The organism is Thioalkalivibrio sp. ALE11, from assembly GCF_000381205.1.
In the GTDB taxonomy this organism is placed as follows: domain Bacteria; phylum Pseudomonadota; class Gammaproteobacteria; order Ectothiorhodospirales; family Ectothiorhodospiraceae; genus Thioalkalivibrio.
Genome location: NZ_KB906168.1, coordinates 1 through 13,628, shown reverse-complemented (window position 1 = coordinate 13,628; position 13,628 = coordinate 1). Strand labels below are relative to the sequence as shown.

The window sequence follows — 13,628 nt, the reverse complement described above, 5'->3', positions numbered from 1 at the left end:
CATGGCAACGAATCCTTCCGAATCCGCAGCCCCCGGGCCGGGTCCGGCCGCCCGGGCCGTGTCCGGCGTGCAGGGACTGCAGCCGTATCAGCCGGGCAAGCCGGTGTCCGAGCTGGAACGCGAGCTGGGCATCAGCGAGGCGGTCAAGCTCGCCTCCAACGAAAACCCGCTGGGCCCGTCGCCGCGCGCCGTGGAGGCGGCCCGGGGCGTGCTGGGCGAGGCCCATGTCTACCCCGACGGCAATGCGTTCGAGCTGAAGGCGGCGCTGGCCGCGCGTCATGGAGTGGATCCGGCGCAGATCACCCTGGGCAACGGCTCCAACGAAGTGCTGGAGCTGATCGCGCGGACCTGGCTGGCGCCGGGGCGGGCGTCGGTGTTTTCCGCCCACGCCTTCGCGGTGTACCCGCTGGTGACGCAGGCCACCGGGGCCGAGGCGCGCGTGGTCCCGGCCGTGTCGGCGGACGATGCCCGCCAGCCGTTCGGGCACGATCTGGATGCGATGCGCGCCCGGGTGGATGACGACGCCGCGGTGGTGTTCGTGGCGAACCCGAACAACCCGACCGGTACCTGGGTGGATGCGCAGGCGCTGGAGGCCTTCGTGGCGGCGATGCCGCCGCAGACGGTGGTCGTGATCGACGAGGCGTATGCCGAATACGTGGAAGAAGACGGTTATCCGGATGCCACGCGCTGGCTGGACCGCTATCCCAACGTGGTCGTCACCCGGACCTTTTCCAAGATCCAGGGGCTGGCGGGGCTGCGCCTGGGCTATGCCGTGAGTTCGGCGCCGGTGGCCGACATGCTCAACCGGGTGCGTCAGCCGTTCAACGTGAACGCGGTCGCTCAGGCGGCCGGTCTGGCCGCGCTCGAGGACAGCGACCACATCCGGCACTCGGTGGCGGTCAACCGGGAAGGCCTGGTGCAGCTGGATCGCGAACTCCGGGCCATGGGCCTGCGGGTCATCCCTTCGGTCGGCAATTTCATTACCTTCGACACCGGCACCGACGTCAACGCGGTACATGACCGCCTGCAGCGGCGTGGGGTCATTGCCCGGCCGGTGGAAAACTACGGGCTGCCCGGGCATCTGCGCGTCACGGTCTCGACCGCGGAGGATAACGAACGATTCCTGGCTGCCCTGCGCGAGGCCCTTGCATGATCGACCGGCTGGTCATTTTCGGAGTCGGCCTGATCGGCGGTTCGCTGGCGCTGGCGCTGCGCGTGGCCGGGGAGGTGGGGACGGTCGTGGGCTGTTCGCGCAATCCGGACAATCTGCGCGAGGCCGAACGCCTGGGTGTGATCGACGAATGGACCACCGATCCCGCCGAGGCCGCCCGGGGGGCCGACATGGGTGTGCTGGCCGTACCGCTGGGGGCCATGGAAGGGCTGGCGGCATCGCTCGCCGGGATCTGGCCGGAGGATGCGCCGCTGACCGACGTGGGCAGCAGCAAACAGGCGGTGCTGGAGGCCCTGGCGCGGGGGTTCGGCGAGGTTCCGCGGCAGTTCGTCCCCGGGCATCCGATCGCGGGCACCGAGCAGAGCGGGGTGGCGGCCGCCTTTCCCGAACTGTTCCGCGAACGGCTGGTGATCCTGACGCCGGCCGACGCCACCAGCGTAATGGCGACCAACCGCGTGACCGCGATGTGGCAGACCGCCGGCGCGCGGGTCGAATTCATGACGCCGGCGCATCACGATCACGTGCTGGCAGCCACCAGCCACCTCCCGCACGTGCTGGCCTTTACCCTGGTGGCGTCCCTGTCGAAGATGAGCGACCGCGACGAGATCTTCCATTATGCTGCGGGCGGTTTTCGTGACTTCACCCGCATTGCCTCCAGCGACCCGGTCGTCTGGCGCGACATCTGTCTTGCCAACGGGCCCTCCATCCTGGAGGTGATCGAACGTTACCAGGCCGATCTCGAATCCCTGCGGCAGGCGATCGAGCAGGGCGACGGGCAGCGCCTGGAGCAGGAATTCACCCACGCCAAGACCACGCGGGATCGTTTCTGTGATCCCGCCCGAGCTCAACTGGATACCTGAACCGATGGATACCCTGACCGTTCAACCCGGCGGCGTCCTCAGCGGGACCCTGCGGGTCGCCGGCGACAAGTCGATTTCGCATCGGGCCATCATGCTGGGGGCGCTGGCCGAAGGCACCACCCACGTGACCGGCTTCCTCGAAGGGGAGGACTGCCTCGCTACCCTGGAAGCGTTTCGCGCGATGGGTGTCCCCATCCGCCGCGAAGGGCCGGGCGAGGTCGTCATCGAGGGGGTCGGGATGCACGGCCTGCGTGCGCCCGATGGTCCGCTGGACATGGGCAATTCGGGTACCGCCATGCGACTTTTGTGCGGTGTGCTCGCCGGGCAGGCGTTCGACAGCGAGCTCACCGGAGACACCTCCCTGTCGCGTCGGCCCATGCGCCGGGTCACCGAGCCACTGGCACGCATGGGCGCGCAGATCGACACCGCCGAAGGCGGCACCCCGCCGTTGCGGGTGCGGGGCGGAAAGCCGCTGCAGGGCACGCAATACGCCCTCGAGGTCGCCTCGGCCCAGGTCAAGTCCGCACTGCTCCTCGCCGGCCTGTGGGCCGAGGGCCGCACCTGCGTGACCGAGCCCGCGCCAACCCGCGATCATACCGAACGCATGCTGGAAGGCTTCGGCGTCGAAGTGGAACGCGACGGGGCCACGGCCTGTGTGGCCGGTGGCGGGCGCCTGCGCGGTGGCGACGTGGACGTACCCGCGGACATCTCGTCGGCCGCCTTCTTCATGGTCGGGGCGTCGATCGCGCCGGGTTCCCACGTGATCCTCCGCCACGTCGGGGTCAATCCGACCCGTACCGGCGTGATCGAGATCCTCCGCCGCATGGGCGCCGATATTCGGCTGCTGGATCTGCGCGAGGTCAGCGGCGAGCCTGTGGCCGACATCGAGGTGCTGTCGCACGAGCTGCGCGGGATCGAGATCCCGGAGGATCAGGTGCCGCTGGCCATCGATGAATTCCCGGCCATCTTCATCGCCGCCGCCTGTGCGCACGGCGAGACCGTGCTGACCGGCGCCGAAGAATTGCGCGTCAAGGAAAGCGACCGCATCCAGGTGATGGCCGACGGCCTCGCGGCCCTCGGCGTCGACTGCGACGTTCGGCCGGACGGCATCCGCATTCAGGGGGGCGACGGCTTCCACGGTGGCAAGATCCAGAGCCACGGAGATCACCGCATCGCCATGGCCTTCGCCATGGCCGCACTGCGCGCCGACGCGCCCGTCACCATTCACGATTGCCGCAACGTCGCGACGTCGTTCCCCGACTTCGCCGACCTGGCGCGGCAGACCGGACTGCATCTGGAGGCCCGATGACACCGGTACTGACCATCGACGGTCCCGGCGGCGCAGGCAAGGGTACCGTCTGCATGCGCATCGCGGCGGCCATGGGCTGGCACCTGCTCGACAGCGGCGCCCTGTACCGCCTGGTGGGCCTGGCCGCACGCCGGCAGGGTGTGGAGCCGGACGACGCGGCGGCCGTCCCGGCTCTGGCTCAGGCGCTGGACGTGCGCTTTGAAATCGACCGCGATGCCACACGGGTCACGACCCTGCTGGAAGGCGACCCCGTGGACGAGGAGCTGCGCACCGAGCAGGCAGGCAACGACGCCTCGCGTGCAGCAGCCATTCCCGCCGTCCGCGAGGCACTGCTGCAGCGCCAGCGCGATTTCGCGGTGCCGCCGGGCCTGGTCGCCGACGGGCGCGACATGGGGACCATCGTGTTCCCGGACGCGGATCTGAAGATCTTTCTCGATGCGAGTGCCGAGGAACGTGCGCGGCGTCGCCAACTGCAGTTGCTGGAACAAGGACTTAGTGCTAGCCTTGAAGACCTTCGGGAAGAGATGGAAGAACGCGACCGTCGCGACCGCGAACGCAGCGTGGCGCCGCTCAAGCCGGCCGAGGATGCCTGGGTCCTGGATACCACGGATCTGGACATCGTCGCCGTGGTCGATCTCATCCTGGAGCGCCTGCGGGACGTACTCCCGGAAGACCGCCCCCCTGCCGACGAAACCCCGGGCAGCGGGATCGAAAACACTTGAAACCGGTTTCAGGAAGTTTCTGTAACCGCATTTAATTTAACAGGTTTTTAAATCCATGAGTGAAAGTTTCGCGCAACTGCTCGAAGAGAGCATGGCCTACACCCAGATGCAGCCGGGTGCCATCCTCAGTGCCACCGTCATTGAGGTGAATCCGGAAGTCGTCGTGGTGAACGCGGGCCTGAAGTCCGAGGGGGTCATCCCCACCGAGCAGTTCATGAACGACGAAGGGGAACTCGAAGTCGCCGTGGGCGATGTCGTGGAAGTTGCCCTGGAAACCCCGGAAGACGGCTTCGGCGAGACCCGCATGTCTCGCGAGAAGGCCAAGCGTGCCAAGGCCTGGGATCGCCTCGAACGGGCGATGGAAGACGAGGAATATGTCACCGGCAAGATCTCCGGCAAGGTCAAGGGCGGCTACACCGTCGAACTGGGCGACATCCGTGCGTTCCTGCCGGGTTCACTCGTGGATGTCCGTCCGGTGCGCGATACCGCGTATCTGGAAGGCAAGGAGCTCGAGTTCAAGCTCATCAAGCTGGACCGCCGTCGCAACAACGTGGTCGTCTCGCGCCGCGCCGTGGTCGAGCAGGAATACAGCGCCGAGCGCGAAGAACTGCTGAAGAACCTGCAGGAAGGCGCGGTCGTGAAGGGTATCGTCAAGAACCTGACCGACTACGGTGCGTTCCTGGATCTGGGCGGCATCGACGGCCTGCTGCACATCACCGACATGGCGTGGAAGCGCGTGAAGCATCCGTCCGACGTCGTTGAAATCGGCCAGGAAGTCGAAGTCAAGGTGCTCAAGTTCGACCGCGAGCGCATGCGTGTTTCGCTGGGCCTGAAGCAGCTGGGCGAGGACCCGTGGGAGAACATCACCCGGCGTTACCCGACCGGCACCCGCATCTTCGGCAAGGTCACCAACATCACCGACTACGGCTGCTTCGTCGAAATCGAAGACGGCGTGGAAGGCCTGGTGCACGTCTCCGAGATGGACTGGACCAACAAGAACGTGAACCCGGGCAAGGTCGTGGCCATCGGCGACGAGGTCGAGGTGATGATCCTGGACCTGGACGAAGAGCGCCGCCGTATCTCGCTGGGCATGAAGCAGTGCCAGTCCAACCCGTGGGACGACTTCGCCGCCAACCACAACCGGGGCGAGAAGGTCCGTGGCCAGATCAAGTCGATCACCGATTTCGGCGTGTTCGTTGGCCTGGAAGGCGGCATCGACGGCCTGATCCACCTGTCGGATCTGTCCTGGAGCGAGTCGGGCGAAGAGGCCATCCGCAACTTCAAGAAGGGTGACGAGGTCGAGGCCGTGGTCCTGTCCGTGGATCCGGAACGCGAGCGCATCTCCCTGGGCCTGAAGCAGCTGGACCGCGACCCGTTCGCCAACTTCGTGGCGGAACACAGCAAGGGCAGCATCGTGAAGGGTACGGTCAAGGAAGTGGACGCCAAGGCCGCGGTGATCGAGCTGGCCGACGGCATCGACGGGATCCTGCGCGCTGCCGACATCTCGCAGGACCGTGTGGAAGACGCGCGCACCGTGCTCAACGTCGGCGACGAGGTCGAGGCCAAGTTCATGGGTGTGGACAAGAAGACCCGTGCGATCAGCCTGTCCATCAAGGCGAAGGATCGTGCCGAGGAGGCCGAAGCCGTGTCCGAATACGGGCAGGGCGGCGGCGCCACCACCTCGCTGGGCGACCTGCTGAAGGAACAGATGGGCAAGAACGACTAAGCCCCGTTCCACCGCCCGCATCCGCGTCGTAACCGCGGGTGCGGGCCTTTTTTTGTCTTTCCTCCCCCTTTGCTGCGAGTGCCCGATGACCAAATCGGAATTGATCGACAATCTTGCCCGCAAGTCGCCCCACCTGCCGCCGCGTGACGTGGAACTGAGCGTCAAGGCGCTGCTGGAGCGGATGAGCCAGGCCCTGGCGAGCGGGGAACGGGTGGAGATTCGGGGTTTCGGCAGTTTTGCGCTGCATTTTCGTCCGCCGCGCATGGGCCGCAACCCGAAGACCGGCGAGGGCGTGGCCCTGCCCGGCAAATATGTCCCTCACTTCAAGCCCGGCAAGGAATTGCGGGAACGCGTCAATGCCGGCGCACAAAAGGACCAGTAGGCGGATACGACGAATGGCCGAGCACGGAAAGTCCCGGCTGCGGCACTGGGTCGCATTCGTGGTCCTGATCCTGATCTCCTCGGGCACCGGGATCCTGGTGGTGTTCAACGAGGGCTTCGCCACCCTTTATCTCCCCGGTCTCACCCTCGAAGCCCCCTTGATCGTGCTCCTGGGCCTGAGCGCCCTGGCGGGTGTACTGATTGCATCCCTGATCCTCTGGCTCAGGCTGCGGCGTCTGCAACGCAAGATCGACCGGCTACGGGATGAGAACCGTGCGCTGCGGGTCGAGGTAGAACAGCTGCGGACCGCGCCGATGCGGGATTTCTACTGAACCGGAATGATTGAGGACTGGTTCTGGCTGCTGTTGCCGGTTGCCGCCGCCAGTGGCTGGTGGGCCGCGCGCCGAGGTGTTCCCGAGGAGGAAGAAACTCGCGATCCCGCGCTGGACCGCTATCTCCAGGGCGTACGGTACCTCCTGGACGATCGTACCGACGATGCCCTGCAGACCTTCATCGAGATGGTCGAGGTCGACCATGAAACCTTTGAAACGCACGTGATCCTGGGGCGCCTGTTTCGGCGGCGGGGCGAGGTGGACCGCGCGATTCGAATCCACCAGAACCTGGTGGCGCGCCCGGCACTGAGCGACGCCCAGCGGGCACAGGCGCTGTGCGAACTGGGCCAGGACTTCCTGCTCGCGGGGGTGCTCGATCGGGCCGAGGGGGTGTTCCGCGAATTGATGAATTCGCCGAACCAGGCCTCCGAAGCACTGGAGGGCCTGCGGCACGTCTACGAGACCCAGCGCGAGTGGGCCAAGGCGATCGAGGTCGGCAACCGGCTGCGCGCCGAGGGCTCGCCACAGGAACCCCTGCGGGTTGCGCATTATCATTGCGAGCTGGCGAGCGAGGCGCTGGAACGCAATGACCTGGCCGAGGCCTCCGAGCGGGCAGGCCAGGCCGAAGCCCTGGTACCGGGCCTCTCGCGGGCCCTGCTGCTGAAATCGGAAATCGCCGAACGCGAGGGTCGCATTCGCGAGGCCATCGATTACGGCAGCGACGCAGTGGCCCGCACGCCGCGGCTGGCACCGTTGCTGGTGCCGCGGCTGGAACAGCTGCATCAGGCCCTGCCGGGCGAGCACCGTCTGGCGGCGCTGGAACAAGTACTGACCGACCTCGCCGAGACCCGCGGCGTGACCATGGCGCGGATCGCGCTGATGCGGCTGTATCGACGGACCGGACGCATGGACCGGGCGCTGCACGAGCTGGGGGTCATCCTGGCCCAGCGCCCGGTACCCACCTCGGGGCTACTGGAGGCGGTGCGCTGGATGAAGGTGCTGCCCGCGGTGCAGAGCTACGTAAGCGAGTTTACGGCCTTCGAGAAGGCGTTGTCGGACCAGCTGCGCAGTCAGCACCTGTATCAATGCACCAACTGCGGCTACCAGGGCCGCGGCCATGTCTGGCAATGCCCCAGCTGCCGGCGCTGGGACACCCTGCGGGGGCTGGATTTCGATATCGATCAGAATACTGAAGACGCCGAAGCGGCGCTGATTCGCGAGGAGAACCACTGAATGGACCCGGTAACGGAAAACCCGAACCTCCAGGAGCCGCGGCTGATCGTCGCCCTGGACTTCGCCTCCGGCGACGAGGCGCTGGGCTTTGCCCGCGGCCTGGACCCGCACCAGTGTGCGCTGAAGGTGGGTTTCGAGCTGTTCGTGGTCGCCGGACCGGACCTGGTCGAACGCCTGCACGCGCTCGGCTTCCGGGTGTTCCTGGACCTCAAGTTTCACGACATCCCCAACACGGTTGCCGCCGCCTGTCGCGCGGCGGCCCGCATGGATGTGTGGCTGGTGAACCTGCACGCTTCCGGCGGCCTGGCGATGATGCGGGCGGCCCGTGACGCGGTCCGCGAGGTCAATGAACGGACGGCCCTGCTGGCCGTAACGGTGCTGACCTCCAGTGACCGGGCGACCCTGGAGGAGACCGGCGTGCACGACACCCCGGATGGCCAGGTCATGCGCCTGGGGCGCCTGGCGGTGGAGCAGGCGGGGCTGGACGGGCTGGTCTGTTCAGCACGCGAAGCGGCGATGCTGCGCGAGGAGCTGGGGGCGGCACCCAGGCTGGTGACGCCCGGGATTCGCCTGGAAACGGCCGGGGTCGACGACCAGAAACGGGTAATGACGCCGGAACGGGCCCTGGAGGCCGGCGCCAGTGCCATTGTGGTGGGCCGGCCGATCACCCGTGCGCAGGATCCCGCCGCGGCGATGCGGACGATCGCGGGACGCATGCAGGGGGTTTCCCCGACGCAGTGATCGGGCTAGGATCCATGGTGAGCGCACGGGAGATGGCGCTCGCCACCATTGAAAAAACAAGGAGGTTCACCATGATCCGTACTGTATCCATGTTCCGTTCCGCCCGGGTGTTGCTGCCCGCCATGGCGCTGGGGCTGAGCCTCGGCTCGGCGGTCACTGCCGGCGAACAGGTGCCCGTCAACGTCAATTCGGCACCGCTGGAGGAGCTGGTCACCCTGAGCAATGTCGGTGAGGTCACGGCGCGTGCCATCCTCGAACATCGGGAAGAACACGGGGATTTCGAATCCGTGCAGGCCCTGACCGAGGTGTCCGGCATTGGCGAACGGACGGTGGAAATGAATCTGGATCGGATTGAACTGGAATAGGGAGAGCGGCCGGGGCATGACCGCCATTGTGCGGCCATGCCCCGCAGCCCGGAGGGCACATGACCGAAAAGAGCAAACGAATCCGTACCGCTGTCTTTCCCGTGGCCGGCATGGGGACGCGCTTTCTGCCGGCGACCAAGGCCAACCCCAAGGAAATGCTCCCGGTAGTGGACAAGCCACTGATCCAGTATGCCGCCGAAGAGGCCGTCGCGGCGGGGATCGACACCCTGGTGTTCGTCACCGGACGCAACAAGCGCGCCATCCCCGATCATTTCGACAAGGCCTACGAGCTGGAGAACGAGCTGGAGGAGCGGGGCAAGACCGAGCTCCTCGAACGCATCCGCAACATCGTCCCATCGAACGTCACCTGCGTGTACCTGCGCCAGGCCGAAGCCCTGGGGCTGGGGCATGCGGTCGCCTGTGCGCGCCCCGTGGTGCGCGAGGAACCGTTCGCCGTGATCCTCGCGGATGACCTGATCGAGGCCGTGGATGGCGGGGCCACCGCACAGATGGTGGAGCAGTACAACGGCCATGGCTGCAGCGTGCTGGGGGTGGAAGAGGTGCCCGAAGACCGAACCCATCAGTACGGCATCATCGATCCGGAACGCACCGGCCCCCGCAGCTGGGACGTGAAGGGCATCGTGGAAAAGCCCGATCCGGCCGATGCGCCGTCGAACGTCGCCGTGGTCGGGCGCTATGTGCTGACGCCGCGGATCTTCGATCTGCTGGAGCGGCAGGAGCCGGGAGCCGGCGGCGAGATCCAGCTGACCGACGCCATCGACCGCCTGCGGCAGGAAGAGCGGGTCACGGCCTGGGAATTCTCCGGGCGGCGTTTCGACTGTGGCAGCAAACTGGGTTATCTCGAGGCGACCGTCGAGTTCGCCCTCAATCACCCCGAACTGAAGGACGATTTCCGCGAATATCTGCGCACGCGGAAGGACGCCTGACGCGCCCGTACCCGGGGCTTACCACCACAGCCGGCGGTGGCGGGGGCGGATCGGCAAGCGCCCGCGCCAGTACTGGATCATCAGCAGTCCCACCACCATGCCACCCAGGTGGGCGAAATGGGCGATCCCCGACATGGTCCCGGACACCCCGAGATACAGCTCCAGGATGCCGTACCCGATCACGAAGTACTTGGCCTTGATCGGGATGGGCAGGAAAATCAGGAACAGGCGCTGGTTGGGGAACATCATCCCGAACGCCAGCAGCACCCCGAAGACCCCGCCTGAGGCGCCCACCGTCGGGTAGATGGCATCCCCGTTGCCGCCCGCGGTGACCACCAGCTGCACCAGCCCGGCACCGATCACGCAGATCAGGAAATAGGTCGCGAACATGCGCGAACCCCATGAATTCTCGACCTGAACGCCCAGCATCCACACCACGAACATGTTGACGAACAGGTGCAGCGGGCCACCGTGCAGGAAACCGTAGGTCACCAGCTGCCATACCTGGAAATCCGGCACGCGCATCATCGACCCGTCCTGCATGATCGTGGACGGGGTGCCGATCGGCCACAGGGCGAAATGGGCCATCAGCCAGTTGCCCAGCGCGGGCATGGCCAGGAACAGCAGGACGTTGGTGACCAGCAGAAAGCCGATCACCGGAGGCATCATGCTGAAGCGCGGCGAGCGCGGGTCAGGATGGGTCATGCGGAGGGTGCGCCGGTGCGGCTCAGAAGTCGTCGGTCACGGCGCCGCGGCTGGCCGAGCCCACCGTGCGCGCGTATTTGGCAAGTACGCCGCGGGCCACCGGGGGCTCCGGGGCCTTCCAGGCGGACCGGCGGCGCTCCAGTTCCTCGGGGTCGATGTCCAGATCCAGCTGGTTCCGGTCGGCGTCGATCACGATCGGGTCGCCTTCCTGCACCAGCGCGATGGGACCACCCGCGGCCGCCTCGGGCGCGACATGACCCACGACCATGCCGTAGGTGCCACCGGAGAATCGCCCGTCGGTGACGAGACCCACTGCATCTCCCAGACCGGCACCGATCAGCGCCGCGGTGGGGGCCAGCATCTCGCGCATCCCGGGCCCGCCGCGCGGCCCTTCATAACGAATGACGATCACGTCCCCTTCGCGGATCGAGCCGGCGAGAATCGCGTCCAGGCAGTCCTCCTCGGAGTCGAAGACCCGGGCGGGTCCGCGAATGCTGCGCCGCTTGAGGCCGGTCACCTTGGCCACGCCCCCCTCGGGGGCCAGACTGCCCTTGAGGATCGCCAGGTGGCCCTGCGGATAGAGCGGGTCGGCGGGTGTGCGGACCATGTCGGTGGCCTCCGCCGGCGGGGCGGCGGGCGCATCGCGAAGGGTTTCCGCCAGGGTCTCGCCGGTGATCGTCAGGCACTCCCCGTGCAGAAGCCCGGCGTCCAGCAGCAGGCGCATCACCAGCGGGGTGCCGCCGGCCTGATGGAAGGCGGTGGTGACGTAACGCCCGGAGGGCTTGAGATCGCACAGGACCGGGGTGCGGCGGCGAATCCGTTCGACATCGTCCAGATCCAGGGGCACCTCGGCGGCGTGCGCGATCGCCAGCAGGTGCAGCACCGCGTTGGTGGAGCCGCCCAGCGCCATGACCACCGCGAGGGCATTCTCGAAGGCCGGGCGGGTGAGGATGTCGCGCGGCTTGCGATCGGCATGGATCGCCTCCAGCAGGACCTCGCCGGAGCGTGCCGCGGATTCGCCCTTTTCCGGATCCTCGGCGGCCTGGGTCGAGGATCCGGGCAGGCTCATCCCCAGCGCCTCGAACGCCGAGGACATGGTATTGGCGGTATACATGCCCCCGCAGGAGCCGGCGCCGGGACAGGCGTTGCGCTCCACGCCCTGCAGGTCCTCGTCGGACAGCCGACCCGCGCCGTGCTGCCCCACGGCCTCGAAGGCACTGACAATGGTCAGCTCCTGTCCCTTGTAATGGCCGGGCTTGATGGTGCCGCCATAGACGAAGACGGCCGGCACGTTGAGGCGGGCAAGGGCGATCATCGCCCCGGGCATGTTCTTGTCGCAGCCCCCGGTGGCCAGTACCCCGTCCATGCTCTGCCCGTTGACCACGGTTTCGATCGCGTCGGCGATCACCTCGCGCGAGACCAGCGAGTATTTCATCCCCGGCGTGCCCATGGAGATGCCGTCGGAGATGGTGATGGTGCCGAAGGTCTGGGGCATGCCGCCGGCCTCACGCACCGCCCGTTCCGCGCGTTCGGCAAGCGCGCCGATCCCCGTGTTGCAGGGGGTGATCGTACTGTGCGCGTTGGCGATCCCGACGATGGGACGCTGGAAGTCGTCGTCCCCGAACCCGACGGCACGCAGCATGGCGCGATTGGGTGTGCGGCGTGGCCCTTCGGTGACCACGCGCGAGCGGCGGTTGTCCTGACTCATGGTGTCCTCAGTGTGTCCGGGTCTGGTTTTCGCGACTGTAACGCCCGTTCATGAAACGGTCGAAGAACTTGCCCAGGTCCGGGTGATCGATCTGTTCGCCCGAGGTGTCGCTTTCCAGATGACGCTCGGCCACATAGGTGCTGTGGGTGTAGCCATCCACCAGCACGTGGTACCACGGCTGGTCCTTGGGCGGCCGGCTCTTCGCGACCGTCTCGTACCATTCGTCCGAGCCGTTGTAGACCGGGTCGACATCCACGATGACGCCGCGGTAATCATACTTGAGGTGATGGACGATCTCGCCCACCGAAAAACGGGTGCCACTGGCCATGGTGCAATCTCTCTGCTCGCAGGGGTGAAAACGAAAGAATAGACCGGGCGAGCCCGGGGCGCGTCACGCCGTCTCAGGGTTCGTCCGGTTCCTGTTCGGATCCGTTCGGGGCCGCCTCCCGCCGCGGGCCGTACTGCCTGAACGCCTCCCGTACGCGCTGCATCTCCGCAGCATCCAGCAGGGCGGGGCCGCCGATGGACAGGCTCAGCACGTACTGCTGCGCCAGCAGTTCGACCTCCTCGGTGAGCCACAGCGCGCGTGCGAGGTCCGGCCCGGTGGCGATCATCCCGTGGTTCGCCAGCAGACAGGCGTAGCGGTCATCCAGTGCGGCAAGCGCATGTCGCGAGAGTTCCGGTGTCCCGAAGGTGGCATACGGGGCACAGCGGATGGAGTCGCCGCCGGCGGCCGCGATCATGTAATGCAGCGGCGGGATGTCGCGCTGCTGGATCGCGACCACGCTGGCGTACACCGAATGCACGTGCACCACCGCATGGATATCTTCGCGTTCCCGCAGGATCGCGCGGTGGAAATGCCATTCGCTGGAAGGCTTCTGGTGCGCGGACCAGCGTCCGTCGGCATCCATGTACACCAGGTCCTTCGGCGCCAGGTCCTCGTACGCCACGCCGGAGGGGGTGATCAGCAGGCCGTCACCGCAGCGTACACTGACGTTACCGGATGTACCCTGGTTGAGGCCGCGCCGGTTGGTTTCCAGCGCCGTGTCGATCACCGCCTCGCGCAACTGTTGCTCGTTCATGCGCCTGCCTTCGTCCGGAACCGTCTTGCGCATTCTGCCTGACGGCAGCGCTCGGGGCATCCGGCCGCAAGGGTTCCGGGGAGTTCGCCCCGGACAAGCACCCGTCCGTTCGCGGCCAAGGCCGCTCCCACACCTGCTCCCACACCTGCTCCCGCATCTGCAGGAGCCCTGCCGGCGAACAGAGTGTCTGTAGACATGATGGATTGACCTGCCCGACCTCGAGAGCGTGGGTTATGTTCTCGGGGTTGGGACAACCACCTTCAACACAGAGCCAATATCGAGGGGGCAGGTCATGAACCAGTTTAGCGCGGAAGGGATGAAGGATGCAGGGCCGGCGTCGGGTCTG

General features: G+C 66.8%; 15 protein-coding genes. 11 read left to right on the top strand and 4 right to left on the bottom strand.

Going from position 1 to position 13,628, the window contains the following annotated elements:
• Nucleotide 1 precedes the first annotated feature (1 nt).
• The 11 genes from hisC to galU all read left to right on the top strand — a co-directional run bounded on the left by hisC (nucleotide 2) and on the right by galU (nucleotide 9,787).
• On the top strand, nucleotides 2-1,153 hold the full coding sequence (gene hisC, locus F620_RS0106950; protein ID WP_026331344.1) for a histidinol-phosphate transaminase: 1,152 nt from the start codon (nucleotides 2-4) through the stop codon (nucleotides 1,151-1,153).
• On the top strand, nucleotides 1,150-2,031 hold the full coding sequence (locus F620_RS0106945) for a prephenate dehydrogenase/arogenate dehydrogenase family protein (RefSeq protein ID WP_019022080.1): 882 nt from the start codon (nucleotides 1,150-1,152) through the stop codon (nucleotides 2,029-2,031). The genes hisC and F620_RS0106945 overlap by 4 nt, the downstream gene beginning before the upstream one ends.
• Nucleotides 2,032-2,035: 4 nt before the next feature.
• Complete coding sequence (aroA, locus tag F620_RS0106940; protein ID WP_019569983.1) at nucleotides 2,036-3,340, top strand: 3-phosphoshikimate 1-carboxyvinyltransferase; 1,305 nt, start codon at nucleotides 2,036-2,038, stop codon at nucleotides 3,338-3,340.
• Nucleotides 3,337-4,062, top strand: a complete 726-nt coding sequence (gene cmk, locus F620_RS0106935) for a (d)CMP kinase (protein WP_019022078.1) — start codon at nucleotides 3,337-3,339, stop codon at nucleotides 4,060-4,062. Before aroA ends, cmk begins: the two co-directional genes overlap by 4 nt.
• Nucleotides 4,063-4,117: 55 nt before the next feature.
• A complete protein-coding gene (gene rpsA, locus F620_RS0106930) occupies nucleotides 4,118-5,788 on the top strand; it encodes a 30S ribosomal protein S1 (RefSeq protein ID WP_018935518.1) in 1,671 nt (556 codons plus the stop codon).
• A gap of 85 nt (nucleotides 5,789-5,873) precedes the next feature.
• A complete protein-coding gene (locus F620_RS0106925; protein WP_019022077.1) occupies nucleotides 5,874-6,170 on the top strand; it encodes an integration host factor subunit beta in 297 nt (98 codons plus the stop codon).
• 13 nt (nucleotides 6,171-6,183) lie between these two features.
• Complete coding sequence (locus tag F620_RS0106920; RefSeq protein ID WP_019569982.1) at nucleotides 6,184-6,501, top strand: lipopolysaccharide assembly protein LapA domain-containing protein; 318 nt, start codon at nucleotides 6,184-6,186, stop codon at nucleotides 6,499-6,501.
• Between the two features lie 6 nt (nucleotides 6,502-6,507).
• Nucleotides 6,508-7,734, top strand: a complete 1,227-nt coding sequence (locus F620_RS0106915; RefSeq protein ID WP_019569981.1) for a tetratricopeptide repeat protein — start codon at nucleotides 6,508-6,510, stop codon at nucleotides 7,732-7,734.
• On the top strand, nucleotides 7,735-8,475 hold the full coding sequence (gene pyrF / locus F620_RS0106910) for an orotidine-5'-phosphate decarboxylase (protein ID WP_019569980.1): 741 nt from the start codon (nucleotides 7,735-7,737) through the stop codon (nucleotides 8,473-8,475).
• A gap of 122 nt (nucleotides 8,476-8,597) precedes the next feature.
• A complete protein-coding gene (locus tag F620_RS0106905; protein ID WP_051075378.1) occupies nucleotides 8,598-8,840 on the top strand; it encodes a helix-hairpin-helix domain-containing protein in 243 nt (80 codons plus the stop codon).
• A gap of 59 nt (nucleotides 8,841-8,899) precedes the next feature.
• A complete protein-coding gene (gene galU / locus F620_RS0106900) occupies nucleotides 8,900-9,787 on the top strand; it encodes a UTP--glucose-1-phosphate uridylyltransferase GalU (RefSeq protein WP_019569979.1) in 888 nt (295 codons plus the stop codon).
• Nucleotides 9,788-9,805: 18 nt separating this feature from the next.
• Here the strand turns inward: galU and F620_RS0106895 are convergent, their stop codons facing one another.
• From F620_RS0106895 to F620_RS0106880, 4 genes are all read right to left on the bottom strand, one after another.
• Complete coding sequence (locus F620_RS0106895) at nucleotides 9,806-10,492, bottom strand: rhomboid family intramembrane serine protease (RefSeq protein WP_019569978.1); 687 nt, start codon at nucleotides 10,490-10,492, stop codon at nucleotides 9,806-9,808.
• A 22-nt stretch (nucleotides 10,493-10,514) separates the two neighbouring features.
• Nucleotides 10,515-12,200, bottom strand: a complete 1,686-nt coding sequence (gene ilvD / locus F620_RS0106890) for a dihydroxy-acid dehydratase (RefSeq protein WP_019569977.1) — start codon at nucleotides 12,198-12,200, stop codon at nucleotides 10,515-10,517.
• A gap of 7 nt (nucleotides 12,201-12,207) precedes the next feature.
• Nucleotides 12,208-12,528 (bottom strand): heat shock protein HspQ, encoded by a 321-nt coding sequence (gene hspQ / locus F620_RS0106885; protein WP_018869428.1) that lies wholly within the window; start codon nucleotides 12,526-12,528, stop codon nucleotides 12,208-12,210.
• 73 nt (nucleotides 12,529-12,601) lie between these two features.
• Entirely contained in the window at nucleotides 12,602-13,282 is a 681-nt protein-coding gene (locus F620_RS0106880; protein ID WP_026331343.1) for a class II aldolase/adducin family protein, read from the bottom strand.
• Nucleotides 13,283-13,628: the final 346 nt, after the last annotated feature.

What these genes read in the sequence shown, in the direction of transcription:
- F620_RS0106905 (WP_051075378.1), top strand. Translation starts at nt 8,598, where the DNA reads ATGGCGCTGGGGCTGAGCCTCGGCTCGGCGGTCACTGCCGGCGAACAG.
- hspQ (WP_018869428.1), bottom strand. Translation starts at nt 12,528, where the DNA reads ATGGCCAGTGGCACCCGTTTTTCGGTGGGCGAGATCGTCCATCACCTC.
- F620_RS0106915 (WP_019569981.1), top strand. Translation starts at nt 6,508, where the DNA reads ATGATTGAGGACTGGTTCTGGCTGCTGTTGCCGGTTGCCGCCGCCAGT.
- F620_RS0106925 (WP_019022077.1), top strand. Translation starts at nt 5,874, where the DNA reads ATGACCAAATCGGAATTGATCGACAATCTTGCCCGCAAGTCGCCCCAC.
- ilvD (WP_019569977.1), bottom strand. Translation starts at nt 12,200, where the DNA reads ATGAGTCAGGACAACCGCCGCTCGCGCGTGGTCACCGAAGGGCCACGC.
- rpsA (WP_018935518.1), top strand. Translation starts at nt 4,118, where the DNA reads ATGAGTGAAAGTTTCGCGCAACTGCTCGAAGAGAGCATGGCCTACACC.
- galU (WP_019569979.1), top strand. Translation starts at nt 8,900, where the DNA reads ATGACCGAAAAGAGCAAACGAATCCGTACCGCTGTCTTTCCCGTGGCC.
- aroA (WP_019569983.1), top strand. Translation starts at nt 2,036, where the DNA reads ATGGATACCCTGACCGTTCAACCCGGCGGCGTCCTCAGCGGGACCCTG.
- hisC (WP_026331344.1), top strand. Translation starts at nt 2, where the DNA reads ATGGCAACGAATCCTTCCGAATCCGCAGCCCCCGGGCCGGGTCCGGCC.
- F620_RS0106945 (WP_019022080.1), top strand. Translation starts at nt 1,150, where the DNA reads ATGATCGACCGGCTGGTCATTTTCGGAGTCGGCCTGATCGGCGGTTCG.
- F620_RS0106880 (WP_026331343.1), bottom strand. Translation starts at nt 13,282, where the DNA reads ATGAACGAGCAACAGTTGCGCGAGGCGGTGATCGACACGGCGCTGGAA.
- cmk (WP_019022078.1), top strand. Translation starts at nt 3,337, where the DNA reads ATGACACCGGTACTGACCATCGACGGTCCCGGCGGCGCAGGCAAGGGT.
- F620_RS0106920 (WP_019569982.1), top strand. Translation starts at nt 6,184, where the DNA reads ATGGCCGAGCACGGAAAGTCCCGGCTGCGGCACTGGGTCGCATTCGTG.
- pyrF (WP_019569980.1), top strand. Translation starts at nt 7,735, where the DNA reads ATGGACCCGGTAACGGAAAACCCGAACCTCCAGGAGCCGCGGCTGATC.
- F620_RS0106895 (WP_019569978.1), bottom strand. Translation starts at nt 10,492, where the DNA reads ATGACCCATCCTGACCCGCGCTCGCCGCGCTTCAGCATGATGCCTCCG.